Origin of the sequence: Nostoc sp. PCC 7524 (assembly GCF_000316645.1) — a bacterium.
In the GTDB taxonomy this organism is placed as follows: Bacteria; Cyanobacteriota; Cyanobacteriia; order Cyanobacteriales; family Nostocaceae; genus Trichormus.
Genome location: NC_019684.1, coordinates 418,299 through 443,302, shown reverse-complemented (window position 1 = coordinate 443,302; position 25,004 = coordinate 418,299). Strand labels below are relative to the sequence as shown.

26 protein-coding genes are annotated in these 25,004 nt (G+C 40.8%); 14 read left to right on the top strand and 12 right to left on the bottom strand.

Annotated features, from left to right (window positions below):
• The first annotated feature begins 3 nt into the window (after positions 1-3).
• The gene (locus NOS7524_RS01885; RefSeq protein WP_015136762.1) at positions 4-411 is read left to right on the top strand and encodes a VOC family protein; all 408 of its coding nucleotides are present in this window, start codon (positions 4-6) and stop codon (positions 409-411) included.
• Between the two features lie 153 nt (positions 412-564).
• Here the strand turns inward: NOS7524_RS01885 and NOS7524_RS29790 are convergent, their stop codons facing one another.
• Both NOS7524_RS29790 and NOS7524_RS01880 read right to left on the bottom strand, forming a co-directional pair.
• Positions 565-705: a hypothetical protein gene (locus NOS7524_RS29790; protein WP_015136761.1), complete on the bottom strand. Its 141-nt coding sequence runs from the start codon at positions 703-705 to the stop codon at positions 565-567.
• Positions 702-1,850 (bottom strand): AAA family ATPase, encoded by a 1,149-nt coding sequence (locus NOS7524_RS01880; RefSeq protein ID WP_015136760.1) that lies wholly within the window; start codon positions 1,848-1,850, stop codon positions 702-704. The genes NOS7524_RS29790 and NOS7524_RS01880 overlap by 4 nt, the downstream gene beginning before the upstream one ends.
• Positions 1,851-2,352: 502 nt before the next feature.
• Between NOS7524_RS01880 and NOS7524_RS01875 the strand changes: the two genes are divergently transcribed.
• The 4 genes from NOS7524_RS01875 (at position 2,353) to NOS7524_RS01860 (ending at position 5,294) form a co-directional block, all read left to right on the top strand.
• The gene (locus NOS7524_RS01875) at positions 2,353-2,832 is read left to right on the top strand and encodes a GNAT family N-acetyltransferase (protein WP_015136759.1); all 480 of its coding nucleotides are present in this window, start codon (positions 2,353-2,355) and stop codon (positions 2,830-2,832) included.
• Between the two features lie 39 nt (positions 2,833-2,871).
• Positions 2,872-3,543 (top strand): ComF family protein, encoded by a 672-nt coding sequence (locus NOS7524_RS01870; RefSeq protein ID WP_015136758.1) that lies wholly within the window; start codon positions 2,872-2,874, stop codon positions 3,541-3,543.
• Between the two features lie 69 nt (positions 3,544-3,612).
• Positions 3,613-4,074 (top strand): PPC domain-containing protein, encoded by a 462-nt coding sequence (locus NOS7524_RS01865; RefSeq protein WP_015136757.1) that lies wholly within the window; start codon positions 3,613-3,615, stop codon positions 4,072-4,074.
• Positions 4,075-4,472: 398 nt separating this feature from the next.
• Positions 4,473-5,294, top strand: coding sequence for a hypothetical protein (locus NOS7524_RS01860; protein WP_015136756.1), 822 nt, complete (start codon positions 4,473-4,475; stop codon positions 5,292-5,294).
• 138 nt (positions 5,295-5,432) lie between these two features.
• On the opposite strand, the gene NOS7524_RS01855 is transcribed toward NOS7524_RS01860, so the two are convergent.
• The 6 genes from NOS7524_RS01855 to cobS all read right to left on the bottom strand — a co-directional run bounded on the left by NOS7524_RS01855 (position 5,433) and on the right by cobS (position 11,287).
• Positions 5,433-5,732, bottom strand: coding sequence for a hypothetical protein (locus NOS7524_RS01855; RefSeq protein ID WP_015136754.1), 300 nt, complete (start codon positions 5,730-5,732; stop codon positions 5,433-5,435).
• A gap of 22 nt (positions 5,733-5,754) precedes the next feature.
• Entirely contained in the window at positions 5,755-7,770 is a 2,016-nt protein-coding gene (locus NOS7524_RS01850; RefSeq protein WP_015136753.1) for a serine hydrolase, read from the bottom strand.
• Between the two features lie 264 nt (positions 7,771-8,034).
• Positions 8,035-8,220 (bottom strand): hypothetical protein, encoded by a 186-nt coding sequence (locus NOS7524_RS01845; RefSeq protein ID WP_015136752.1) that lies wholly within the window; start codon positions 8,218-8,220, stop codon positions 8,035-8,037.
• Positions 8,221-8,656: 436 nt separating this feature from the next.
• The gene (locus tag NOS7524_RS01840) at positions 8,657-9,892 is read right to left on the bottom strand and encodes an IS110 family transposase (protein WP_015136751.1); all 1,236 of its coding nucleotides are present in this window, start codon (positions 9,890-9,892) and stop codon (positions 8,657-8,659) included.
• A 444-nt stretch (positions 9,893-10,336) separates the two neighbouring features.
• Positions 10,337-10,468: a hypothetical protein gene (locus NOS7524_RS30880; RefSeq protein ID WP_268741976.1), complete on the bottom strand. Its 132-nt coding sequence runs from the start codon at positions 10,466-10,468 to the stop codon at positions 10,337-10,339.
• Between the two features lie 45 nt (positions 10,469-10,513).
• The gene (cobS, locus tag NOS7524_RS01835; RefSeq protein WP_015136750.1) at positions 10,514-11,287 is read right to left on the bottom strand and encodes an adenosylcobinamide-GDP ribazoletransferase; all 774 of its coding nucleotides are present in this window, start codon (positions 11,285-11,287) and stop codon (positions 10,514-10,516) included.
• Between the two features lie 424 nt (positions 11,288-11,711).
• Between cobS and NOS7524_RS01830 the strand changes: the two genes are divergently transcribed.
• The 5 genes from NOS7524_RS01830 (at position 11,712) to psbM (ending at position 14,361) form a co-directional block, all read left to right on the top strand.
• Entirely contained in the window at positions 11,712-12,164 is a 453-nt protein-coding gene (locus tag NOS7524_RS01830; protein ID WP_015136749.1) for a hypothetical protein, read from the top strand.
• A gap of 126 nt (positions 12,165-12,290) precedes the next feature.
• Positions 12,291-13,412, top strand: a complete 1,122-nt coding sequence (tgt, locus tag NOS7524_RS01825; protein ID WP_015136748.1) for a tRNA guanosine(34) transglycosylase Tgt — start codon at positions 12,291-12,293, stop codon at positions 13,410-13,412.
• Between the two features lie 132 nt (positions 13,413-13,544).
• On the top strand, positions 13,545-13,682 hold the full coding sequence (locus NOS7524_RS27980) for a photosystem II reaction center protein K (protein WP_006195022.1): 138 nt from the start codon (positions 13,545-13,547) through the stop codon (positions 13,680-13,682).
• Between the two features lie 162 nt (positions 13,683-13,844).
• Positions 13,845-14,141, top strand: a complete 297-nt coding sequence (locus tag NOS7524_RS01820; RefSeq protein ID WP_015136747.1) for a 2Fe-2S iron-sulfur cluster-binding protein — start codon at positions 13,845-13,847, stop codon at positions 14,139-14,141.
• 103 nt (positions 14,142-14,244) lie between these two features.
• On the top strand, positions 14,245-14,361 hold the full coding sequence (psbM, locus tag NOS7524_RS28110) for a photosystem II reaction center protein PsbM (protein WP_015136746.1): 117 nt from the start codon (positions 14,245-14,247) through the stop codon (positions 14,359-14,361).
• A gap of 82 nt (positions 14,362-14,443) precedes the next feature.
• Here the strand turns inward: psbM and NOS7524_RS01815 are convergent, their stop codons facing one another.
• The 3 genes from NOS7524_RS01815 to NOS7524_RS01805 form a co-directional block, all read right to left on the bottom strand.
• On the bottom strand, positions 14,444-15,295 hold the full coding sequence (locus NOS7524_RS01815) for a universal stress protein (protein WP_015136745.1): 852 nt from the start codon (positions 15,293-15,295) through the stop codon (positions 14,444-14,446).
• A gap of 991 nt (positions 15,296-16,286) precedes the next feature.
• Positions 16,287-18,395: a M3 family metallopeptidase gene (locus NOS7524_RS01810; protein ID WP_015136744.1), complete on the bottom strand. Its 2,109-nt coding sequence runs from the start codon at positions 18,393-18,395 to the stop codon at positions 16,287-16,289.
• A gap of 116 nt (positions 18,396-18,511) precedes the next feature.
• The gene (locus tag NOS7524_RS01805) at positions 18,512-19,690 is read right to left on the bottom strand and encodes a Na/Pi cotransporter family protein (protein ID WP_015136743.1); all 1,179 of its coding nucleotides are present in this window, start codon (positions 19,688-19,690) and stop codon (positions 18,512-18,514) included.
• 283 nt (positions 19,691-19,973) lie between these two features.
• Between NOS7524_RS01805 and NOS7524_RS01800 the strand changes: the two genes are divergently transcribed.
• Together NOS7524_RS01800 and NOS7524_RS01795 are read left to right on the top strand one after the other, a co-directional pair.
• Entirely contained in the window at positions 19,974-20,762 is a 789-nt protein-coding gene (locus NOS7524_RS01800) for a dienelactone hydrolase family protein (RefSeq protein ID WP_041555497.1), read from the top strand.
• A gap of 280 nt (positions 20,763-21,042) precedes the next feature.
• Entirely contained in the window at positions 21,043-22,029 is a 987-nt protein-coding gene (locus NOS7524_RS01795) for a zinc-dependent alcohol dehydrogenase family protein (RefSeq protein WP_015136741.1), read from the top strand.
• Between the two features lie 28 nt (positions 22,030-22,057).
• On the opposite strand, the gene NOS7524_RS01790 is transcribed toward NOS7524_RS01795, so the two are convergent.
• Positions 22,058-22,360 carry an acylphosphatase gene (locus NOS7524_RS01790; protein WP_015136740.1) on the bottom strand — a complete coding sequence of 101 codons (303 nt, stop codon included), beginning with the start codon at positions 22,358-22,360 and terminating at the stop codon, positions 22,058-22,060.
• Between the two features lie 105 nt (positions 22,361-22,465).
• On the opposite strand from NOS7524_RS01790, the gene NOS7524_RS01785 reads away from it, so the two are divergent.
• Positions 22,466-22,843: a DUF1823 family protein gene (locus tag NOS7524_RS01785; protein ID WP_015136739.1), complete on the top strand. Its 378-nt coding sequence runs from the start codon at positions 22,466-22,468 to the stop codon at positions 22,841-22,843.
• A gap of 291 nt (positions 22,844-23,134) precedes the next feature.
• Positions 23,135-24,793 (top strand): alpha-amylase family glycosyl hydrolase, encoded by a 1,659-nt coding sequence (locus NOS7524_RS01780; RefSeq protein ID WP_015136738.1) that lies wholly within the window; start codon positions 23,135-23,137, stop codon positions 24,791-24,793.
• The last annotated feature ends 211 nt before the right edge of the window (positions 24,794-25,004 follow it).

Sequence of the window (25,004 nt, the reverse complement as noted above, 5' to 3'; positions counted from 1 at the left end):
TTTATGTTGCTACAGTTAACACATATCAGGTTGCTCGTCTCCAATTACAGAGACTGTTTTCTGTTCTACCGTGATGCGCTGGGATTTACTATAGATTGGGGTGATGAAAATAGCGGATATGCCGAATTACATACCGGAGATTACATCAAACTAGCTTTATTCCGAAAAGAGTTAATGGCGGAAGCAGTTCCTAGTGCTTATCAACCTTCAGCGATTGAGTGTCAAAACAAAATGGCTTTGGTGTTTGCAGTGGATAATGTAGATGAGTTGTATTATTATCTCAAAGACCATAATGCCATCATTGTAACTCAACCAATGGATCGTCCAGAATGGGGACTCCGCACGGCTCATGTTCGTGATCCGGATGGGAACTTGATTGAAATCTTCAGCAATATGAGTAATGTTAATTAGAGCTTTGTTCTTAGCTGCGTGGTGAAATAAACCCAGAAGGGAAACAGAGGTAAGCGCAGCGAAAAGTCTGAGCGGAGGTTTTCTCCGTTCAGAACTTTTCAAGACAGAGGTACGCACAGAATTGGCTGCGAATTAATGAAACGCTGTATTTCATTATGTTGGCTCTAAATTTTTTCTTTGAGATTTTCCTCGAGTTCCAATAAAAAATGGGCGTTGAGACTGTCTGAGAATTTCTTTCAACACAGCTTCACTTAAGTCATCCTCAACTGCTAGATTAATTGGAATATCGGTCATTTAAGTAAACTCAATTGGTCAATCTGTGCAGGAGTTGTGTGAGGTAAAGCTGCATCAGCAACAGTCAGCCCTCCATCAAGCAAGCACCTAATCTCTTGAATTGAGGCAGCTACTTCAACCTTTGTACCTTCAGCCGTTGGTGTCAGCAGTAAAACTTCTTCACCTCCAATACCTGCGTCTGATAGTAATTCAGCACTGTGGGTGCTAAGTATGACTTGCCGCTTTTTCGGCTTCTGTAAACGATAAATTAAAGAAGGTAACTTAGCAACAATTCCAGCGTTTAAGGACAATTCTGGTTCTTCAAGAAGAAGAAGAGAGTCACTTTCCAGAAGAGACCAAAGTAAACCAATTAGACGTAATGTTCCATCTGAAAACTGATCCTCTCGCTGTTTACCTGCTCCAGGTCTCCAATGTTCATAGACGGCTTCTAAATGAGGAATGCCCATTTCATCTTTCACATCAGTCAACTGCTTTAACTGCGGAACTGCAATTCTTAGGGCATCTTCAATTTTTTTTAGGCGAGATCTGCGAGTTCTTTCTGAGGTCTTCATAACTCGCTCTAAAAAATTTCTGCCGAAAGGGTCTCCTTGAATTCCAGGTCCACTAAATGCTTCAGGATATCGTAATAGTTGAGGAACTAAATGAAGGTATAAGATTGATTCAAGAAACTTGGGAATTTCTCTAAACTCTGCATTCGCATTAATCTGCTCCAAATAAGTCTGGGTTAAACGTAAGCTATCCTTTTCATCTTCAGAATCTGGACGATTGATTAACTGTTTACCATCTTTCCAAACCCTCTCATAAGAAAGGATAGGTTCATTCTGCCCTCCTTTCCTTTGTTTAATTCCAATACTATATTTCCAAATAGGTGCTTGTAGTTCGTTTTCTGATAACTGCACTTCTATCTCAACGTCAGGATATCGTCTCGCATATAAACATCTGAGCTTCGATAAACTTCCACGGTCTCTTACTGCCTTCTGTAATCCACCTCCATCCTTGGCAAGATCTCGCAAAAACCTGAAAGCATCAAGAAAATTGGATTTACCAGAGGCATTTGGGCCAACAAGGAAAACGCGATCTTTTAGATCTACCTCGACTGCTCGAAAGTTTCTCCAGTTCTTCAAACTTATATGAGAAATAATCATTACTTAAAAACAAACACCTCTCTATGTTTTAATAGTACCTTCCCTAGCATTAAATTAGCATTATAAAATTTCAGTCGGGCTAGCTAAATCAAGTATTCTCATTAGGAGACGATACCTGCTAGATTCCCTATGCTATACTCCCAAGGGAAGCCGCACAAAGCGTGATCACATCGCTGCACTTTTCTGTATAAACATGAGCTAACTTGATAATTTCAAGATCCTAAGACACAAGGATAAATAGTTTACTGAATTTCCTGACCTACTGTTTGTTTCGCTCATCTCATCTCATAGTTTTTCTGAGAATTGAGCCAGAATTCTCCACTGCTCATTGATAATGAGACGATCGCATTGATCAGGAACTCCCAGAGTCAAAACTCGCCTTGCTGACTCTTAAGCATAGGTAAAATTCATGCTGGGTGAGCTTCACCTGAGTTAGAATCAGCTAGAGAAGCTATACGCTGGGTAAAAGACTTTTCTGTACAAACCCGACCCACAAAAGGTAATGCACAGCTACTACAAAGACTTCTTAATTCGTAACTGGCAAAAAAACGATCGCACTAGAGCCGCCGCCGTCATCAGTTACGTATTATCAGAATACGGGCTGGGTTGGGAACCCAAAGGTGCTGATCGTGATGTGCTGGAAGTAGAAGAATGTTACTTAGCCACAGGGGGCGAGTTTTGGGTAATTGAACACCAAAGTCAAATAGTTGGTACTGGGGCATACTACCCTACCCATCGGGGAGAAAAAGCAGTTGAAATCAGGAAAATGTACCTTTTACCCAGTGTTAGGGGTTTAGGTTTGGGGAAATATTTGTTACAACAGCTAGAAGAAGCGATCGCATTTCGTGGTTTTCAGCAAATTTGGATTGAAACTGTCAGTGTCTTGGTAGAAGCAGTCAAATTATATGAAAACAACGGCTATCAGCCAGCTACAGGCTTAGAAACTGCACGTTGCGATCGCGTGTATGTGAAATATCTATAAGAGACGTTGTAATACAACTTCTCTACACAAAAATGAACCATGTTCCAGGGTTTTCTTGATTTATTTCTGCAATCCAACTGTCCTCTGTGTCAACGTTCTACATCGGGTGTATTTTGTGAAAATTGCACCAGACAGTTACACAAATGCCATCACACACAGCCCAATATCTTATGGAAACCACCCACACCTGTATTTAGCTGGGGTGTGTATGGTGGGAGCATCAAACGTGCGATCGCGGTAATGAAATACGACAATCAACCCCAAATCGCTCGTCCTTTGGGACAATGGCTAGGAGAAGCTTGGTTATTACATTCTTGTCATCAAAAGCAACAAATTGTAGTAGTACCGATACCACTCCACGCCAGTAAGCAAAAACAACGAGGTTACAATCAAGCCGCATTAATTGCCCAAAGCTTTTGTCAGACAACTGGACTAAAATTAAAGGTAAATGGTTTGGCAAGAGTACGCAAGACTCAGGCGCAGTTTGGTTTATCTGCGTCGGATCGAGAAAATAACTTGGCTGAAGCTTTCGCTCTGGGTGCAGATTTTTGCGATCGCCGCCCTCAAACTCCAGTATTGTTAGTGGATGACATCTACACTACTGGCGCTACTTTTAAGTCTGCTGTGCAGATACTTCGTCAATCTGGAATTGTCGTCTTAGGGTTAGCTGCGATCGCCACTCCTGTCAATAACAGAGACATCAAAAATTAATGGGCAAGCTATCTCTGAGAAATTTATAATTAACCAAATTACCCTGTTATTGTGGGAACATCACTTGTCATGATCGGTAGAAATATTCATCAACTTTTTTGCATAATTATCCCGGTTCCAGCTACATTATTAGCAATTGTTATTAGTACAACAGCAGGTTTTGCTCAAAATAATAAACTGTACAGCCCTGTGATGTTGACTGATTTTAAAGAAATTAGTGATACCCTTTCAGAAAAAGATATTCCCACAGGACAGGGTGGATTTGCTCGTGATTATGCAGTCAAGTTAAATAAGGGTGATAATCTAGCAATTGATTTAAGTTCTGAGAGCTTTGATAGTATCATTACCCTGTTAGCACCCGATGGTTCGACATTAGCAGAAAATGATGATGGCCCCGATGGTACAAGTAATTCTTTACTATTTACCCGCATAAATGAAACAGGGACTTTTATTATTCGAGTGCGATCTTTTGGGGAAACTGGGGTTGGGCCTTTTAAACTCAAAGTGACAAAATTGCAACCAATGAAATAAGTCAATAGTCTATAGTCCACAGTTATACTAAGTTGCGTTCCAGCAGAATATTCCTTTCCTACTCCTAACTCCCTGATCCAGGTACTATCTTTGACTGGGACTCGGTATTACAAGGTCTTTCTATAAATGCGTGATGAATCAAGCAAAAACCTGTTGTTTGATTCATCTCTCTATGATTTTATGCCTGTTTTCATTCTTGCGAAAGAAGAAATTTATTTTTTGAACTATTAATATGGGATCAATGTGTTACTGCAAAGCAAACAAATTTCTGGTTGCCATCAATAAAAGCAGTAATTAAATCTGCATTTGTCAGGTTTTTCCATAAGTTTATAAATCACTGCTCATATTAGCAACTGAGCTTGGAATTAGCTTTGTTAATGTCACGAGGAGATTTTTTCATGCTGAATAAATATTATCATACTGTTAGCAGCTTGAGCGGCAAACGAACAGGTTTAATTGCTCTAGCTATGGCAGCTATACTTCTTCCTGCTTGTACCAATGACTTTGCTGGTAGAGAAATTGGAGAATCTGAAGGCAATGTGACAACTGAGCAAGTTGCAGATAACACCAATGCTCTTTTAGGCCAAACTGTAAGCGTGAGAAGTGAACCAGTCAGAAAAGTTAGTGCAAGTACATTCACAATTAGTGATAATGATTTTATAGATGGTGAAACAATTTTAGTTGTGAATGCTTCAGGTAAGCCAGCAGCTATTCCTGAGAATACAGAACTACAAATTACAGGTAAAGTGGCTAACTTTGTTGTGAGCGATGTTGAGACAGAATACGGGTTGGATTTAGACCCGAATTTGTATCGAGAATATGAAAGTAAGCCAGCTATTATCGCCCAATCTATTGCTCCCGCAGTGAAGCCAGGCACATTGACTACAAATCCTAGTGCATATTACAATCAGGTAATTGCTGTACCTGCGGAAGTTGAGAAAATTGTTGGTAATAATGCTTTTACCCTGGATGAAGACAGATTAATTGGTGGACAAGATTTATTAGTATTATATCCGCAGGGGCAAACACCAGTTAGGGATGGTGAAAAAATTGTCGTGACTGGTGTACTACGTCAATTTGTTGTTGCTGACATTGAACAAGAATACGACTTTAATTGGGATACGGGTTTTCAAAGACAACTCGAAGCAGAATACACAAATAAGCCTGTATTAATTGCTGAATCTGTATATCCATCAGCAATTCCTGATATTGTCAAATAAAGAGTAAATAAGGTAAATAGGAAGCATATGAACGGGGGTTTAACCCCGCTCAATTCTCATATCAAAGGTGCGTTAGAGAGAAACTTCCTAACGCCATTAAAATGTCGGATGGTGCGTCGCGCTATGCAACAACACACCCTACTGGCTAGAATTATGATTAACTGCTAAGATTACCTCTTTTACTTCTTCTTGATTAGGGACATTGGCTTGCATTTTGAGTTCGATTAATCCCATAATATTAACACTAACTTCTAGTGAAACTTTTTCTGTAGGTATATCTCTTTCTCTGACTCTTTTACTGGCTAATTCTATCACATTGAGAGCTTGATCAACCGCTTGGAAAATAGCTTCTTCAGTAATCTCAGTTGTTTTTTCTTGGGTAGTATCAACAATATTTTGAATGATTTCTTTGGCTTTATTTCGAGCTGAGTTCAGCATATTATTAATTGCTCACTGATGTTTAAAATTGAAACCCCAATAAATTCCAGTACATGACGAAGGGAATAAAAATCGAAGCAGCGAAAGTAACTAACGAGTAATGCGATCGCACTCCTAAAGACCAATTCTTATTTCTCCAAGCTAATACAGTCAACAGAGCTAAAACTATTGTTAGGGGAGTAGTCACCAATGGTAAACAAAATAATGCCACCACTACAGCAGGTACACCATATACCAACTTCCATGCACCAATAAGCCATAGTGACAAGGGTAAACCAATCAAAAACACTAAATTTAGGGTACTAATAAGACCTGCAATCATCCATGCAGGATTAAACTTCTGTCTATCTAAAAAAGGTTTGCCTTTGAGAAAATCAATCAAAGGACGTACAAGCCACATTAGAGATGCAGAGAAAAAGACAAATACACAAAAACCAGCAATTGCTAACTGCACCCCAATAGTTTCATACCAAGGGATGCGCTCATAAGCTCCGATTTTCGGCCAAAGTGGATTAAATGCAAAAGCAATTTGACCATTGCTATCTTCGCCAAAAGCTGTAAAAGCATCATCCTCGGTGCGTTTGAATAACAAAGGTTCTACGGGTAATAAGCGAAAACTAGGCGCATCTCCCCTAAAGAAAAAACTAGGAGTACGTATCTGCAATGTTCCGTCATCATTTTTGAAGATATTCATATGCTCAAACGGTGCTGTTAACTTGACAAAGGTGTGGCGGGGATATTCAAGATCGCGATAAGTACCTGTAAAGTGATTAAGTTGCTTTTGAGAAAGTTTTAAGGATGGAAGAGGTTCAGGTTGTTGAGTGACAGGGAAATAATGGTCTAAAAATCGACTCAGAAATTTGCCATGCACGCCATTAATACTGTTAGTAGCGATAAAAATACCAATATTGCGATCGCGCATCAAGGTTAACGAGCTAGAATAACCCCGCAAACTACCCAAATGTCCAGTCATCCTCATATTGTTTTCTAACCGTTCCCGAAAACCGTAGCCCGTACCGGGTAATTTGGGATGGTGGGTAAAATGCTGTTGGTGCATCAGTTGCACGGTTTCAGCTTTCAAAATCTGCGAGTTTTCATAACGGCCATTCATTAAATGTGCAATCATAAAATGAGCCATGTCTGTGGCAGTTGCGCTCATCGCCGCAGCTGGAGCAATATTGAAGTATAAATACGGGACTGCTTGCAACTTACCATTGCGATATTGATAACCTACAGCCAAGTTCTCAGCTAAATCTGGCGGTGGTGGCTGAAGAAAGGTACTCTGCCGCATTTTGAGAGGTTGCAAGATATTGTCTGTAATGTATTGCGTGAAGGGAATACCAGAGACTCTTTCTACCAAATAACCTAAAAGGGTGGTGCTATGGCTGGAATAGTCATATACTCTACCAGGCTGACGCACAACTGGCGGCATATAGTTAGCTAAATACTTTCCTAATGGCTGCATTTGTGCCGCAGTACGAGCTGCTAATCCAATTCTACGTTTGGTAGTACCATCAGTATGGGTCATCAATTGGGCAACTCTCACCGACTCAGGATAAGGATTCTGGAGTTGGAAAGTTGTGAGATACTGGTTAACATCGGCACCGAGGTCGAGTCTTCCCTGTTCATACAACTGCATTGCAGCCGTCGCAGTGAATAGCTTGGACAGTGAAGCAACACGAAACAGGGTTTGATCAGCAACTACAGGTATCTTTTTCTCGGCATTAGCGTAGCCGTAACCCTTAGCAAAAAAAAGCTTGCCATCTTTGACTACAGAAATTACTGCACCAGGGATATGAGATTTTGGCATCTCTTCATTAAAGATGCTATCTGTAAAAGCTTCCAGTTCTTGGGGATCATTCAATCCTCGTGCAGTTGCAGATGGTACAACAGGCTGTTTTAGTTGAGTTGGTTGTTGCTGTTGAGGTGTTGTAGGCGGCAATTGGGGTACATTTCTCGCCCAACTTGACACATTGGGCAGAGAAACTAAGATGATACCTATAATTACCCAACTAATCAGCCTTGTAATACGAACCATGCTAAACTTTTCGGCTCTCCTAGACTAGCTATAACAAATTAATACTTAATATCAGGTTAAATCCTTACATAGCTTGGGATTCAAGAGTAATAAAGTGAATTTTTATTAAATTCTTGATTTTGTTTTAGCGAAACCTTTTTATATGAATCGTTTGAGCCATTTTTTAGTGTTAATTTATCAACCCAAGTCTGGGAGAGCCAACTTTTCTACATCTCATAATGGCAAGTAAACAAAGATTGATAAGTGCCAAATCAGTTATCAGACTTAGACAATTAGTTCTTTTTTTATCTTAAATACCCAAATTCTAGATAAATCAACTTCTGGTTCTTCGAGCCTTTCTGGTTGGTTTTGTGCCTGTTGAATGATTGAGCCTAAGATGAAAATAGCTAAAATGATAAAAATTAAAACGAAGGCACGTATAAATATATTACTAGGACGATTTTTTTGCATTTTCTAATGCAATGCCTGCAATAGTTGCCAGTCTCAGCATAATATTTGCCAATTTACTTGCATACTCTCAAAAGTTATATTCAATCTGTTGTTGATATCAACCTTTTAGGGTATTTATCAAAGAAAGGCAGAGGGCAGAGGGCAGAAGGCAGAAGGGATTTATCCCTTCCTCGATTGCCCGATAGCGTTCGCGGAGCGTCTCGTAGAGAAGCGTTAGCGACGCAGGAGCGTCACCATCTGCGCGACGGTCGGGAGCAAGGGTTTAAGACCCCCACCAAATTTTCAATTTGGTGGCTTCTTTTCAGGAGGGGTTTGAATCCTATAGCTGAAAAGAACCTTCTGACTTGAAAATCAAACTTTGGTAAAAAACTAAAGAAAGTATGTGGCTATTGTCGTTGAATGGCGACACAGCCGAAACAAAATATTGATTACAGGTTTAAATTGCGACCGGAACAGGTTCAACACTAACTTGATAACCAAGTTTTTCTAGGCGTTTAATCAAACGTTTCTTGACACTTACATGTCGATGTTTGTCGAAATAATCAGCTCCTAAATCTTTATAAGGTTCTTGACGTGATATGAGATGGTAAGCGATCGTTAAAATAGAATGTGCAACAGCAACCGCAGCGCGTTTTTTTCCGCGTCGTGCCGACAGACGACGAAACTGTGCAGCAAGGTAAGTTTTAGTTCGAGCCAAAGCATGGGCAGCTTGAACCAAAATAGTTCGTAAAACTCGATTACCTTTGCGAGTGCCGTCACAAAGCTTCTTACCGCCACTTTCATAGTTTCCAGGGGCAACCCCAGCCCAAGCAGCCAAATGTTCGGCACTTGGGAAGCGACTCATATCCGTGCCAATTTCCGAGACAATGATCTCAGCAGTTCGACGAGCAACACCAGGTATGGTGTCAACTAACTCAACCGCTTGGTCGAAAGGGCGGCAATATTCCTCAATTTGTTGGTCAAAACATTTAATTGTTTCGTCTATGCTATCAATTTGACACAGTAGCTGTGCAAGAATGAATCGTTGATGAGGACGAACTCTACCCTCAAGTGCTTGAATCAGTAAATCGTGCTTTTTTCGCATGGTTCCTTTTGCCAAGTCCGCCATCAGTTCAGGACTAGCGCTACCTTCAACAATCGCAGCTAGCATTGCTCGTCCTGACACACCCATTACGTCACTGGCAACTGAGGCAAGTTTGATATTAGCAGCTTCCAGCACTTTTTGGACTCGATTCACTAAGTTAACTCTTTCGCGAATAAAATTGCTACGATGACGAGTTAAATCGCGCAAATCTCTTTGCTCCACAGGGGGAATAAAACTCGCACGTAACAACCCATGTTGTAGTAGTTCGGCAATCCACTGCGAATCTTTGATGTCTGTTTTGCGTCCTGGCACCGCTTTTATATGACGGGCATTAACTAACATAACTTCAAAGTTTCCTTCTAGGATATTAAATACAGGTCGCCAGTACTCTCCAGTACTCTCCATTGCTACATGAGTACAATTGTGACTTGTTAACCAGTCAGAAAGTTTTAACAAGTCCTGAGTCATTGTAGTGAATGTGCGTATTTCCTTGTGCCATCCGGACGAAGACTTCGGGGTAATTACACAAGCTACCACCGTCTTTTTGTGTACATCTAGTCCTGCACAACGATTGTAGACTACCTGCATATCTCTTGAGCTACTACAACTTTCAAAATTGATAGGGGGCTAATACGTGGATATCTAAATAGTAGATTCTGACTTGCGTGCTCACTAAAACCAAAAAATTGCTCAGTGGCGACAATTGGTAATTCCTCTCGATATCCAGGTTAGACTGCCCTTCAGGCTCTGATGCTCTAATAAGGAAACAACCTCGCTTGTATCAGCCTTATCTTGGAAGTTACCACATTTTCATTCATGGTGATGAAATTTTTTCATTGGGACTGCCCTCTGCCTCCTGCCTTCTGCCTTCTTCAATAAGATCAATAATCACTGTTTAGCAGTTTGGGACTTGGAGACTGAATTATAAAAGCAGTAATTATTGCGTCCTCGTGCTTTGGCTTGATAAAGTGCTTGATCAGCAGCATTAATGAGTTCGAGGACAACCATGTTTTGCAGATGCTGGTTGGCAATTTACAACTGCTCATGCAGTTCTGACTGTTGGATGGCGATCGCTAACTGCATTGCTAGTTGAGTTAACAGCCCCTGTCGATACGGTTCTATCCACTTCTCAGCAAAGCAGGGATCGTAGATCAATTCACCCATAATTAGGTGTTATGTCATCTCTACCATTGACTTCCGCAAGTGGTACTAAAGTATTGTCAGCACACATAGAAATAAAGCCTCAGTCCACTCCACAACTGCGCCGTAGGTGTCCCCTGTGTGTCCGCCTAATTTGTGATTGAACCACGCACCTGTTAAAGTAGCGATCGCACATCCCACAAGCATCATGACTACTGGGATAATCAAGTTGTGACCATTGAGCAACCACAATAAGCCACTAACTGTCAACATTAACAACAGTCCTGGTAGTAAATCTAGATAGGAACAAATCGCTTGTTTGTGTAATGCACCTTTACCGGTGGGTTTTAAGTAGGGATAGCTGAAAATTGCTAGTTGTTGTCCCCAACGCCCCCAGCCACAAGCAGCCATCAAGACTAGCCAACGTTTGTCTGCAATATCTATCAAGGCAGTGGTTTTTAATAATAATAAGGCGATCGCTGCCATTGCCCCAAATGCACCTGTAGCACTGTCTGCCATCACTTCCAACCGCCGTTCTGGATTGCCAACAGCCAAACCATCAGCTGTATCCATTGCCCCGTCTAAGTGTAGCCCCCCAGTAATGGCAATCCAAATACCCACTATTAAAGCACTACGAGTCAGCACAGGCATACCCAGATAATTCAGGACTGTATCAAACAGCCCTAAAATACCACCAATCATCAACCCCACCACCGGAGCCAGACGCGCCACTTGGCGAAAATCTAAACCATTTATATAAGGCAGAGGAATAGTAGTGTAAAATACTATGCCTGCTAATAGTTTTAATCCTAGGTTCTGCCACCATTGCAGCTGCTTCAGCATGATTGTCCACCCTCTGGGAAGTGAGTAAAAAATTCTAGAGGTTTCATGGCAACTATTTCTTCAATCACGCCTGTAGTTTATCCCCTATCTCATCAACAATCTCAATTCCGGCACAGTTGACAGCAGAAAATTTTAAATATTTAGATAAGATTGCTGTTAATGAAGGAATTGTTTGGCAAATTTTGCTATGCTTGACTCTGTAATCTCGTTTTTTGCGTGCTAATTATAACGCAATGCTATTAAAATCAGCAAGCTAAAATTTCCACACAGTATAGTCTGGTTTTTCATTCAAAAATTAACAATTTCTTCAGGTAATTAGACGATCGCTCTCAAAAGTTGATATTTTTGATGTAGACGGTCAACCAGTTGTGTCAGCAATCGTCTAGCTGTGTTGGACTCACAATCGCTCATCTTCATTTCTTCTATGAGACATCATCTACCCGACACCAAGATACCTGCTCCGTGCATTGTTAACACGGGGATAATTGTAAACAAACTCGACATGAAGCGATTGTTAGCTGATGTAGGTCGAGTCCACTACATCTACACCCAAGAAGGCAAGCTACTGAGTGAGGGTGACGGGGATGTGATGGAAGTCTTTGCTAATCCGCAAAGGTCTACTTTAGTTGCTAACAGTGCGCTATATCTGAACGTTGATAGTTTTGATTATCTGGAACTAAAACAGTCGCCAGAAAACGCAACCTACTTTGACTTGATACAAGAAAGTATGTGTCTGCGGCTAATTCCCCTATCAACCCCTTTACAAGAACGTCAAGAGCGACAATGGAACGTCAGTGCGATCGAGGCGATGATGGATGAAGTTCTGGCTGCTAGATGGGATGCCGAAATTGACGATGACTGTTCAGATACGTTTTAAGTAGTTACCATATACTCAAAATCTGGAAATTGGTAATAGATAAACGGTCAGAGGTGATCAATCATCAATTACTGTTTGTTTATTATCAATTATTGTTTTTTATACAGCGCACAGCGATATTTTACCTTGAGTGCCACATTTTCTTTTCAATCCTTAGCTCGTTGTAGCCAAACAAAAGCTAGAGCCGGTGTATTTTTCACGCCGCACGGCCCTGTAGAAACTCCCCGGTTTATGCCTGTGGGGACGCTAGCGAATGTCAAAACTGTCACCCCAGCCCAATTAAAAGAAACTGGGGCGCAGATGGTTTTATCAAATACCTATCATCTCCACTTACAACCAGGGGAAGCGATTGTAGCTGGTGGGGGTGGGTTACATAAATTTATGGGCTGGAATGGGCCGATACTCACTGATTCCGGTGGGTTCCAGGTGTTCAGCCTCAGTGAAATGCGAAAGATTACAGAAGAAGGTGTAACTTTTCGTTCACCCCACGATGGACAAATCATTAAGTTAACGCCAGAACGCTCCATAGAGATTCAGAATATCCTAGGGGCAGATGTGATCATGGCCTTTGATGAATGTCCACCATACCCAGCGACGCGCCAAGAGGTGGAAGCTGCCACTGAGCGGACTTACCGTTGGCTAGAACGTTGCACTGTAGCCCATCAACGTAGTGATCAAGCCTTATTTGGGATTGTGCAAGGTGGGGTATATCTGGATTTACGCGCCAAAGCTGCCAATAGTTTAACTGAATTTGATTTACCTGGTTATGCCATTGGGGGTGTGAGTGTCGGAGAACCACCAGAACTGATGGCGCAAATTGTCCAAGCCACCGCGCCATTGTTACCACCCCACAAACCTCGTTATTTGATGGGCGTGGGGACATATCGAGAAATGGTAATTGCGATCGCTTCCGGAATAGACTTATTTGATTGTGTGATTCCTACCCGTTGGGCAAGACACGGCACAGCTATCGTCAACGGCGAACGTTGGAATTTAAAAAATGCTAAATTTCGTGAAGATTTTGCACCATTAGATGAGAATTGTCCTTGTTATGCTTGTCAAAATTTCAGTCGTGCCTACATTTCCCATTTAGTGCGATCGCAAGAAATTTTAGCTTATACCTTATTGAGCATTCATAACATTACCGAACTCATCCGTTTTACCCAAAAAATTCGCCAAGCAATATTAAGCGATCGCTTCATGGCAGAATTTGGTCATTGGCTCAATTCGCCAGAAAATGGAGAATAGGAATAGGGAATGGGGAATAGAGAATAGAAAAAAATTTCTCCCATGCCCAATGCCCAATTCCCAATGCCCAAACCATGTTAAGATACATCTCAATTATGAAAGCTGTGTTGGATTAGGTGGATTTAAACAAACATGGAAGCAGCACTATTATTAGCAAAATTGCCTGAAGCTTATCAAATCTTCGACCCTCTGGTTGATGTTCTCCCAGTAATTCCCGTTTTCTTTTTATTGCTTGCTTTCGTATGGCAAGCAGCTGTTGGCTTTAGGTAAGTTAAAACATCATCAATTCCTAGGACAGGTAAATTACCTGTCCTATTTTTTTGTACTTCTTTAATCTTGATAATTCTTAATTTTTTGTAATAAATTAGGATAAACTCAGTAAGATAGGTATACAACCAGGCGAGTTTGCAGTTACAGAGGAATTATTAAGTTATGGGTAATATCAAATTTGTCAAAGAAAATAAAGAAGTAATAGCGGCAGATGGTGCTAATCTGCGGCTAAAAGCAATGGAAAATGGCATTGACATCTATAAATTTTTTGGCAAACTCACCAATTGCGGCGGCTACGGTCAGTGTGGTACTTGTGTAGTTGAGATAGTAGAAGGAGTCGAAAATCTTTCTACTCCTACAGATGTTGAAAATCGGATGTTAAAGAAAAAACCCGCTAACTATCGCCTAGCCTGCCAAACCTTAGTAAATGGCCCAGTCAGCGTAGTCACGAAACCTTAAGCTTTAAGTAATAGCTGTATAGGTAAAAAAAAAGAGCTAACACTGGCATCGTAGATGCTATTCTAAAGTTGTTGACTGGAAATTAAAGAGAGGCTTCCTTGCCATGCAAGTTAATGACCTAGGGTTCGTTGCGAGCATTCTGTTCGTACTTGTACCCGCCGTATTTTTAATAATTCTTTACATCCAAACTGCCAGCCGCGAAGGTAAAAAAGATACTTGATCATTTTTTGGACAACATAAAAAACCCCTGCACCATTTGGTATAGGGGTTTTTATTTATTAACTACTAGACTGAAAAAGGGGTTAACCACTTGTCCGTGCTAACAATACTGGACAACTAGCATTAACTCGTACATAGTCTGATAAAGAAGCACCAATGAGTCTATCGATATCAACAAAATTCTTAGCCACAGATGGCCGGCGATCGGGAGAACCAAGCAATAATAAGTCTACGTTCAACTCTTCCGTCAAGCGACAAATTTCTTCCCCTGGTTTACCGACACTGGTATAGCAGCGAGCCGGCACACCGTATTTTTGTGCTTCTGCAACAGCTGCTGCTAACACAGGGTTTTTGTCTGGGCTAATTTCAGCCGCTTCAGAATTTTTACCACGTAAATCTGTAGTAATGTTAGCCAAAATTAATTGACTACCCTGAATACCCCGCAGTAAAAACAAAGCCAAATCTAGACAATGTTTAGCTGCATCAGAGTTATCCATCGCCACCATGACGCGTTTAATTCTTTTGACATAAATGTCATCTTTAACCAGCAACATTGGGCGAGAAGACAATTGAAAAACGTACTGACTCACTGAGTTCGATAAAATTGATTGCAGACGCTTCAGCCCGCGTGAACCCATAATAATTAAGTCAGCATCGATTTCATCTGCTACCTGACAGACAACATCTTTAGGATCACCTTGGCGTAAAATTGAAGATACCTGAGAGGGATCTAAATTCAAAGATTGAATGGCATTCGCCAGAATTTTGCCGCCTTCTTCCCATTTATCTGTCATTGCCGTAGCAGTAGTTTGGGGAGAAACAACGTGCAGAACTGTAACTTTTGCAGATTGGATTGATGGCACTTCTTTCAAGGTTTTGAGCATTTCCTCGGCGTGACCCAATCCAGAAACAGCTAGTAAAATTTTCTCTATCATTGTTACTTCTTGTTGTTAAGGTTGCTTGGTGTTTAACCCTGTCACCATTTTGCTCAACAACCTAGTAATTAAGCTAGCACACATCAACTTTTAGTCATTAGTAATTCATACCCAAAGTGCAAAAAAATATAAAATACTAATGATTATTTAAGTTTTTGTAGCTCACTTATGTCAACTTTTAACTAGGTTTCAATAATTAAGCTTACTCTCAATACTGCACGATAAAATTCACAATTGGTGATGTTAGTTATCATTTTTAATCTATGTTAAATATTTTTAATTAGAAAAAAGTTAAAGATTGCTAAAATAATGGGTAATTGGCAAGAATGCTGTAAAATCCCAGAAATATCTTTGATTTGATTCATCTATATCTAATTGCACCCAATTTTTATCTTTATATTTAATTTAGTTAGGAGAAATATTATAATATTTTATCAATCTCGGAATTGATGTACAGTAATATCGCCATAACTTCTAAATGACAACAAACTTTATAAATTTTTTTAAATTTAACTGAGAATTATATATGAATTTTTGTAAAAAATTTTACTACTACAGTGTGCCAATATTAGAAATATTATAATCATCAGTTTTTTTCAGTATCATTCTTCAGAGAAGAAAATGCCACATCTTTGTCATATATTCTTCATATTCATATCAGATAATCAAGAATAACCAATTACTCAAGAATAGTGAATGGTAATGGCGGTTAACTCCGCCTTTATTTTATATTTCGCACTTTACGCGAAGCAAGCTACAGAATTTTCGCTGTGCCTCTGAGGTGAAACAATGAATTCTTCAACATAGAGGTACACAGCAACATAAATTCTTCCCTACTAGACCGAAGTTGCTGACTTTTCACGGCATCTGGAAAACCCCTCTCCAAACCTCTCCCCTACAAGGAGAGAGGCTTTAATTTTCCCCCTTCCCTACTAGGGAAGGGGGTTAGGGGGTTAGGTTTTGCGTTAACTTTTCCACATAACGTGAAAAGTCAGACCGAAGTTGCCAGTAATCCGTTATGTTTCAGCAAAGAAGTTGTACTAGGTTGACGACCCCGGAAGGCTTGAAACACCTCCATTGGGTGTTTACTACCACCGAGAGCTAGTACAGTATCTCTGTAACGCCTACCTGTAACTTTAATGGCTTCTTCATCTTCTAGCCCTGCTTCCTCAAACGCCGCAAAAGCGTCAGCACTTAGCACTTCAGCCCACTTGTAACTGTAGTAACCTGCGGCATAACCACCTTCAAATATATGTCCAAAGGCACACAAGAAAGCATCTTCTGGTAGTGGGGGCAACACAGTAGTAGTCTTGGCAACGCGATGACGCACATCGGCGGCAGTTTCGTGGCTACCTGGACGATAGCGAGAGTGTAATTCTATATCCACACTACTAAAGTGGATTTGCCGCAAGATGGCGCTACCACTCATGTAATTACGTGCTGCCAGGAGTTTTTGATAATAATGCTCTGGTAGCGATTCACCAGTTTCATAATGCTTCGCCATGCTAAATAAAGTAGTGCGCTCATAGCACCAATTTTCCATAAACTGGCTCGGTAGTTCCACAGCATCCCATTCGACATTATTAATTCCAGCTGCACCAGTATAGTTAACCTTAGTCAGCATATGATGCAACCCATGGCCAAACTCGTGGAATAGAGTTTCTACTTCATAGAAAGTCATCAAACTAGGTTTATCATCCACTGGCGGCGTTTGGTTACAGATTAAATACGCCACAGGTAAGCGGATAGTGTTCACACCATTGTCAGCAATTTTGCCGCGATTGATGCAGACATTCATCCAAGCGCCACCACGCTTTTCGGCGGGACGGCTGTAGGGATCTAGGTAGAAGTAGGCAATAGGGCTACCTGTTTCATCGGCAATTTGGAAATAACGGACATCCTCATGCCACACTGGAGCTTGACCATCTGCTGGGGTGACAGTGATGCCAAATAAGCGGTTAACTAATCCAAATAAGCCTTCTAGAACTTGGGGTAGGGGAAAGTAAGGACGTAATTCTTCGGCAGTGAAGGCAAATTTTTCTTCCCGTTGGCGTTCCGCCCAAAAGCTAATATCCCAATGTCGTAAATCTTCTGCTTCTGCTGCACCCTTAGCAGAGGCAAAAGCTTTGAGTGCTGCTAAATCTTGGGTAGCAGCATCGTAACTAGCACTGCGTAATTCTTCTAAGAGTGCTTCGACTGCTTCCACATTAGGAGCCATTTTACTAGCCAAGCTTAATTCAGCAAAATTCTGGAATCCCAGTAAATTTGCTAGTTCCTGCCGCAATTCCAAAATCCTTTCGATGAGGGGGTTGTTATCTAACTCCCCGGATGAAGCACGGGTGATATGAGCTTTGTAGAGTTTTTCGCGCAAATCTCGACGGGTGCTGTGCTGCATAAAGGGGGTGAAGCTGGGGAAGTCTAAAGTAATCCGCCAAGGGCCATTTTCGGGGGTGGCGTTTTCTTCTCCGGCTGCACGGGCTGCTTGTGCGGCTAAACTGAGTAAGCTTTGGGGTAAACCGTCAACTTCTGCTTTGGTTGTGAGGGTTAAGCTAAAAGCTTTGGTAGCATCTAAAACATGGTTAGAGAACTTAGTAGAAAGTTCTGCCAATTCCATTTGAATGGCGTTGAAACGTTCCCGTGCTTCTCCTTCTAAGCCCACGCCCGAAAGTTCGGCATCACGGATGGCAGCTTCAACAATTCTTTGTTGAGCTGATTCTAAAGTATGCCAACTATCGCTGGCGTGGAGTTGTTTAAAAGCATTGTAGATGGGTTGGCTTTGTCCCAGTTTGTTGATGAACTGTACTACCTGGGGTTGCACAGTTTCGTAAGCCTCGCGCAATTCTGGGCTATTTTTCACACCCATTAAATGATCCAGTATGCCCCAACTCCAAGACAGTCTTTCGGCTAGCTTTTCTAGGGGTTCTGCTAAACCATTCCAAGAAGGTTGGACATTAGCCTCTAGGGTTGTAAGTTGTTGGTCGAGTTCTGCCAACAGCTGCCCAAAAGCTGGTATTACTAGGTCTGGTGTGATTTCGGCAAAAGAAGGTAAGCCAGCACCTTTGAGTAAGGGATTTTGAGGAATAGTGGTATTTGCACTCATGGTTTTTGTGTGAGCAGCAGTTGATGGGTAAATATCGATTGTAATTTCTTTATCTTTCTAATGTAGCTTGCTGCCCAGTTTCGACCTGCCATAATGCCAAAATGACTCAACCTGAATTAATCTGGAATCAATCTTTCCAATCCACGGGCAATCCAGGGTAAAAATCCTAGAACTAATAATACTCCTAGCAAATTGAAGATCAACTGTGCATTAGCAATCTGACGCGCTACATTATCTCCCGCCCCTGCTAAGGTAGAAATCCAGACAGATAATGCTGCTAATTGACTGGCAAACAAAAGCCCTATAGAGGCAGAAGCCAGATTAAATATGAGATGAAATACTCCCGTTCTAATAGCTGGACGCTCACGCCCAATGGTAGCAACTAGGGTATCAGCACAAGTGCCAACTTCCGCACCCAGCATCAGGGCAATACCTGTGGGTAATGAAATCAAGCCTTGGCTAGCCAAAGTGACGACAATGGCAAGAGTAGCAGAGGAAGATTGAATCAAAATTGTAAACAATCCTCCTACTAAAACACCTTGTAAGGTGTTGTGTCCTAAATTCTCCATCCAATTAATAAACTGTGGGTAATCTCTAAATGGTTCTGTGGCATTTTCAATGTAACCCAGACCAAAAAAGAGTAAACCGATACCCAATACAATTAAGCCAATTTGTTTGAGTTGGTTACTTCTCCCCAGTAAAAATAATAAAAAACCGATGAACAATGCTACAGGTGCATATTCGTCAATATTAAAAGCAACAACTTGCGCTCCGAAGGTTGTACCAATATTAGAACCTAAAACGACACCCAGAGATTCTACATCAGTTAATAAACCTGCACTCACCATCGCAATCACAATGATAATTGTTACCGATGATGAATCTAAAATTGTGGTGGCAATAGTGCCAGTCATCACTCCTGCTAAGGGATTGGTAGTAAAATTACGGAGGATATTACGGATGCGATCGCCTGCCAATGCTTCCATCCCTTCCGCCATTTTGGTGACACCATACAAAAACAGCACCAACCCAGCAATTACGCCCATCACAATATGAAAAATATTCAATTCTTCCTGGGCTTTTAGCTGATTAACTACGCCTATATTTTCGGTCTTCTGGAATTGTTGCTGATTTTCCTCTTTTTTAAGAATTATTGCTGTTATTTGCTGCTTTTCGATTAAAGATTCTGTTCTAGTCACATAGGAATCATTTTTTAAATTCAAAACACCAATAAATAACAGTAAAGACAAAATCAGCAAAAAGAAGAACTTGATTACTGTCTTATGAAAAAACATCTTTTTATTAAAAAAAATAAACGCATTTTTCGAGTTTTATATCAATAATTTAGGCTATAAAAATTTTCTTTATTTCTCAAAAAAAATACTTGCCTCTTAAGAGAGATTCATGGCTTAAATACCTCAGAAAAATAAGATTGTATAATATGTGACACTCATTAAAAAAACATCGGCAAGGGAGATTTGAACAGCCTACAAGACTATTAAAATCATCGTGCAATATATAATATCCAGCTTTACAGAGATAATGATTACTGAATCACTGTTTTACTGGATACCCGTCATGAAGTTATTGCTTTCTGTTTTATTTACACCTGTAGCTGTGTTGTTAGCTTCTGGACAAGCATTGGCAGCACTGCAAACCAGAACTGTTGAGTATAAACATGGCAATACAGTTTTAGAAGGCTATTTGGCATACGATGACGCTATCAAAGGTAAGCGTCCCGGTGTGTTAGTGGTGCATGAATGGAACGGATTGCAGTCTTATGCTAAACAACGTGCCGAACAATTAGCAAAACTCGGTTATGTGGCTTTTGCTGCGGATATTTATGGTAAAGGGATTAGACCCAAAAATGCCCAAGAGTCGGCAGCACAGGCGAAAATTTACCGTCAAGATAGACAATTATTAAGAGCAAGAGCCAATGCTGGGTTAAAAGTTTTACAAGCAAATCCCCTGACAGATATCAAACGTATTGCTGCAATTGGGTACTGCTTCGGTGGTGGTACTGTCTTAGAATTAGCACGTAGTGGCGCAAATATTGCTGGTGTAGTGAGTTTTCACGGCAATCTTGATACTCCCAACCCCGCAGATGCGAAAAATATCAAAACCAAAGTCTTAGTTTTACATGGTGCTGATGACCCATTTGTACCAGAAGAACAAATTGCAGCCTTTGAAACCGAAATGCGCCAAGCCAATGTAGACTGGCAATTCATTTCCTATGGCCGCACAGTGCATAGCTTCACCAACCCAGAAGCCAAAGGTGAGATTAAAGGCGCAGAATACAACCCTATTGCAGACCAACGTTCTTGGCAAGCGATGCAACAGTTTTTTGCAGAAATCTTTCGGAAGTAGGGACTGGGGATTGGAGACTGGGGATTGGGTAATGCTGACAAGGTTAGGTTTTCAAGAGCAGGAATGAGTGATGACTGTCAAAGCAACATGAAAATGATCATTTCTTCACCTCTTTAACACCATAAAACCTTGGTTGTATGGTGTAGGCGTAAAAAACCTATACCTATTGAGATGGAGGATGAGGACAGGCAAATAGTACGGAGGTTACATAGATACTAGGTCAGCATTTCATTAGGATGGAAATACTCCATCCTAATCTCCAATCCCTAGTCCCTCACCTATGCGTGCAATGATTTTAGAGGCACCACGCCAACCATTACGGTTAGTTGACTTGCCCATACCAAATTATCACTCCGAGCAAGTGCTGATACGGGTTCATGCTTGCGCTGTGTGTCGCACGGATTTGCATATAGTTGATGGGGAATTGACCCACCCAAAACTACCTCTGGTATTAGGACATCAAATTGTTGGTACTGTAGAGGCGATAGGGGCAAACGTTCATAACTTTCGGGTTGGGCAACGGGTGGGTGTACCTTGGTTGGGGTATACTTGCTCTCATTGTCCCTATTGCCTATCAGGTAGGGAAAATCTCTGTAATTATGCTGAATTTACAGGTTATAATCTAGACGGTGGTTATGCTGAGTATGCTGTAGCCGACCACCGCTTTTGCTTTCCTTTAGACCCCAGTTATCCTGACTTACAAGCTGCTCCTTTGTTGTGTGGAGGCTTAATTGGCTATCGTGCTTACAGGATGACAGGGGATGCTAAAAAACTGGGTTTTTACGGTTTTGGTTCATCGGCTCATATCCTCATCCAACTAGCGCGTTATCAAAACCGTCAAGTATTTGCTTTTACTCGGACTGGTGATATTACAGGACAAGAATTTGCTCGTCAATTAGGTGCGACTTGGGCGGGTGATTCCAATGTCTTACCTCCAGAACCATTGGATGCAGCAATCATTTTTGCACCGGTTGGCAAGCTTGTACCAGCAGCTTTACGGGCAGTTGCTAAAGGTGGTGTAGTGGTTTGTGCTGGTATTCACATGAGTGATATTCCCTCTTTTCCCTATAGTATTCTCTGGGAAGAAAGGGTGTTAAGGTCTGTAGCTAATTTAACTCGCCGAGATGGAGAAGAATTTTTAGCGATCGCACCACAAATTCCCATTTATACTGAAATTACAGCCTTCCCCTTAACTCAAGCCAATGAAGCATTAGATGCCCTACGTAGCGGTAAAATAGAGGGGTCTGCTGTTTTGGTGATAGACTAAGAGACTGATCAAGCCCTTCTGTATAAATTTACTCAAATCGCCTCACCTCAAATCCCCGCAATCCTTCTGGGTGTTCATACTCAACCTTAACATCCTGCACCACCGCCGCAGGTGGGCCAGCATGACACCAACGTAACATCTCTTCTACTACCTCCCGCGCCCCTTCAAACACAGCTTCTACCCGTCCATCGGGAAGGTTTCGCACCCAACCAGTTAACCCCAACTGGCTAGCAGTCTCTACGGTAGCGTAGCGATAGCCTACCCCTTGGACTCTACCAGAAATCCAAACATGGGCGTGAATCAGCTTTGATTGTGGTGTAGGATTTGGCATTGATTGGTCTATGCTTTACGATTACCAGTCTACATGGTTTGTGAATGCAGAACTAATCTTTGGGATGGAGTTTGCTAATTTAAAAATCTGATTTCTGCATTGCTTATGTCTGAACTACCACCATTAAATACAGATACTATCTGGGGTATTCTCAATGATCAAATTGATGATGCTACTGTCATGCAATTAGTCTGGTATTACTTGGGTTATCGCTACGACTCCACAAGCGGAACATGGGATAACAGCAGCGTCCCACCAGAATGGCGTGATGAGTACCCAGAACCACCAAATTTTCTCGATAGCCGTCCAGCAACGATGAAATTGACCCGTTCTATTCCACAAGAATATAAACAAATTACAAAAGAAAAGCTGGGTTTTAAAGGTTACAAAATTGGGACTTTTACGCCACGAGAAACGCGGAGAGCCACTGCTGCTAATTGGTTATTAAGTTATTTGCAGCAAACAATAGATAAACAACAGTAATTGCAATAAGCAAATATTCGGTAAATAAAAGTATAATGAATACCGAATATTTGCTATTGGTAAAAATAAAAATTAGTTTACTTCTTTCTATCTAATGGTAGTAGACATAAAAATATTGTCGAAGTGCCAATCATTTAAGCTTTGCAGCGCCAACAAATATTCTCTTGATACATCAAATACTCTCCCTTGTGATAGAGGAGAGTTTAATTAATTATTTCCAATGACCGATTTGCAAATTGATTAATAAATAGAAAATGCTTAATATCAACATTTTATATTTTACAGACTTTTATGGCAAAGCCCATTGAATTTAATTTATTTGCACCCCATAATGAAGGTGCTGCCTTAATTGCTTCTTTTTCCGATTGGCAAGAAATTCCAATGGAAAAATGTGATGATGGTTATTTTCGTACAACTGTTGAATTAGAAGACGGTACTTATCAATATAAATTTCGGGTGCAGACAAAATCATGGTTTTTTGAACCTGACCAGTGGGTAGATGTTACAGACCCTTATGCCACAGATATTGATGAATTAAGTGGTAAAGATAATGGTGTAGTGAGAATCAAAGACGGAGAAAGAATTGTTGATACTTACGTTTGGCAAAATGATGATCAACCTCTACCACCTGACCACGAATTAGTTATTTATGAATTACACATAGGAGATTTTTCCGGTGGTGAAGATGATCCCTATGCACGCGGTAAATATAAACACGTCATTGAAAAGTTAGATTATTTATGTGAATTAGGAATCAATGCTGTTGAGTTGATGCCAATTAAAGAATATCCTGGTGATTATAGCTGGGGTTATAATCCTCGCTACTTTTTTGCTACAGAATCCAGTTATGGTTCCACTGCTGATTTAAAACATTTGATTGATGAGTGCCATCAGCGAAATATTCGTGTCATTATGGATGGGATTTATAACCACTCAGAAGCATCTAGTCCACTAACACAAATTGACCACGATTATTGGTATCACCATCAGCCGCGTGACCCTGATAATAACTGGGGACCGGAATTTAATTACGAACACTATGATGAGAGTTTAGATACATACCCAGCCCGCAGATTCATAGGTGACACAGTTCGTTTTTGGATTCAAGAATATCATATTGATGGTATTCGTTACGATGCAGCTAGACAAATAGCTAACTATGATTTCATGCAGTGGATTGTTCAAGAAGCTAAAAAAGCTGCTGGTGCTAAACCCTTTTATAATATTGCCGAACACATCCCAGAAACTCCCAGCATTACTAATGTAGATGGGCCAATGGATGGATGCTGGCATGATAGTTTTTACCATACAGTCCTAGCCCATATTTGCGGTGACACCTTTGATTTGGAAAACCTCAAGGATGTAATTGACTGCAAACGTCAAGGTTTTATGGGTGCAACTAATGTTGTTAATTATTTGACTAACCATGACCACAACCATGTGATGGTTGAACTAGGTAATCGGAATATTTTGGATGCAGAAGCTTTTAAACGGGCTAAACTAGGGGCTGCTATTTTGATGACAGCTGTTGGTGTCCCTTTAATTTGGATGGGAGAAGAATTTGGCGAGTATAAACCTAAGCAACCAGACCCAGCTAAGATTGATTGGACACTGTTAGGCAATGACCTCAATCGTGGTTTATTTGAATACTACAAAGGCTTGATTTATTTACGTAAAAATAATCACGCCCTCTATACAGAAAACATTGATTTTATTCACGATAATCCAGACGCTAAGGTACTAGCTTACAGTCGTTGGAATGATCATGGTTCCCGTATAGTTGTGGTAGTAAATTTTTCGGAAAACTTCCTTGCGGGTTATCATGTTCCCAATTTCCCTTGTGGTGGGACATGGCATGAGTGGACAGCCAATTATGATGTCGAAGCTGGTGATGATGGTATCATAACTGACATAGGAGATTACGAAGCCAAGGTCTTTGTTTGGCAGTAATCAAAAACACCTGCACTGTTACAACATTTTAATATCTCATCAAAGGGGGAATGGGTCTTTCCCCTTTTTTAATAGCCACAATCCAGCCAGTTATGTCCATTTTTTCTGACTTGATTGAAAAAAGTACATGAATTTACGCTGTACATTTCATTTACAATATGTGTATCCAATGTACCCAGAATGAAATAGTATCAGTTTAGAGAACTCCTCC

Excerpts from the sequence above, each read along its gene's own strand:
- NOS7524_RS01885 (WP_015136762.1), top strand. The coding sequence starts at position 4 with ATGTTGCTACAGTTAACACATATCAGGTTGCTCGTCTCCAATTACAGA.
- NOS7524_RS29790 (WP_015136761.1), bottom strand. The coding sequence starts at position 705 with ATGACCGATATTCCAATTAATCTAGCAGTTGAGGATGACTTAAGTGAA.
- NOS7524_RS01880 (WP_015136760.1), bottom strand. The coding sequence starts at position 1,850 with ATGATTATTTCTCATATAAGTTTGAAGAACTGGAGAAACTTTCGAGCA.
- NOS7524_RS01875 (WP_015136759.1), top strand. The coding sequence starts at position 2,353 with ATGCACAGCTACTACAAAGACTTCTTAATTCGTAACTGGCAAAAAAAC.
- NOS7524_RS01870 (WP_015136758.1), top strand. The coding sequence starts at position 2,872 with ATGTTCCAGGGTTTTCTTGATTTATTTCTGCAATCCAACTGTCCTCTG.
- NOS7524_RS01865 (WP_015136757.1), top strand. The coding sequence starts at position 3,613 with ATGATCGGTAGAAATATTCATCAACTTTTTTGCATAATTATCCCGGTT.
- NOS7524_RS01860 (WP_015136756.1), top strand. The coding sequence starts at position 4,473 with ATGCTGAATAAATATTATCATACTGTTAGCAGCTTGAGCGGCAAACGA.
- NOS7524_RS01855 (WP_015136754.1), bottom strand. The coding sequence starts at position 5,732 with ATGCTGAACTCAGCTCGAAATAAAGCCAAAGAAATCATTCAAAATATT.
- NOS7524_RS01850 (WP_015136753.1), bottom strand. The coding sequence starts at position 7,770 with ATGGTTCGTATTACAAGGCTGATTAGTTGGGTAATTATAGGTATCATC.
- NOS7524_RS01845 (WP_015136752.1), bottom strand. The coding sequence starts at position 8,220 with ATGCAAAAAAATCGTCCTAGTAATATATTTATACGTGCCTTCGTTTTA.
- NOS7524_RS01840 (WP_015136751.1), bottom strand. The coding sequence starts at position 9,892 with ATGCAGGTAGTCTACAATCGTTGTGCAGGACTAGATGTACACAAAAAG.
- NOS7524_RS30880 (WP_268741976.1), bottom strand. The coding sequence starts at position 10,468 with ATGGGTGAATTGATCTACGATCCCTGCTTTGCTGAGAAGTGGATAGAA.
- cobS (WP_015136750.1), bottom strand. The coding sequence starts at position 11,287 with ATGCTGAAGCAGCTGCAATGGTGGCAGAACCTAGGATTAAAACTATTA.
- NOS7524_RS01830 (WP_015136749.1), top strand. The coding sequence starts at position 11,712 with ATGAGACATCATCTACCCGACACCAAGATACCTGCTCCGTGCATTGTT.
- NOS7524_RS27980 (WP_006195022.1), top strand. The coding sequence starts at position 13,545 with ATGGAAGCAGCACTATTATTAGCAAAATTGCCTGAAGCTTATCAAATC.
- NOS7524_RS01820 (WP_015136747.1), top strand. The coding sequence starts at position 13,845 with ATGGGTAATATCAAATTTGTCAAAGAAAATAAAGAAGTAATAGCGGCA.
- psbM (WP_015136746.1), top strand. The coding sequence starts at position 14,245 with ATGCAAGTTAATGACCTAGGGTTCGTTGCGAGCATTCTGTTCGTACTT.
- NOS7524_RS01815 (WP_015136745.1), bottom strand. The coding sequence starts at position 15,295 with ATGATAGAGAAAATTTTACTAGCTGTTTCTGGATTGGGTCACGCCGAG.
- NOS7524_RS01810 (WP_015136744.1), bottom strand. The coding sequence starts at position 18,395 with ATGAGTGCAAATACCACTATTCCTCAAAATCCCTTACTCAAAGGTGCT.
- NOS7524_RS01805 (WP_015136743.1), bottom strand. The coding sequence starts at position 19,690 with ATGTTTTTTCATAAGACAGTAATCAAGTTCTTCTTTTTGCTGATTTTG.
- NOS7524_RS01800 (WP_041555497.1), top strand. The coding sequence starts at position 19,974 with ATGAAGTTATTGCTTTCTGTTTTATTTACACCTGTAGCTGTGTTGTTA.
- NOS7524_RS01795 (WP_015136741.1), top strand. The coding sequence starts at position 21,043 with ATGCGTGCAATGATTTTAGAGGCACCACGCCAACCATTACGGTTAGTT.
- NOS7524_RS01790 (WP_015136740.1), bottom strand. The coding sequence starts at position 22,360 with ATGCCAAATCCTACACCACAATCAAAGCTGATTCACGCCCATGTTTGG.
- NOS7524_RS01785 (WP_015136739.1), top strand. The coding sequence starts at position 22,466 with ATGTCTGAACTACCACCATTAAATACAGATACTATCTGGGGTATTCTC.
- NOS7524_RS01780 (WP_015136738.1), top strand. The coding sequence starts at position 23,135 with ATGGCAAAGCCCATTGAATTTAATTTATTTGCACCCCATAATGAAGGT.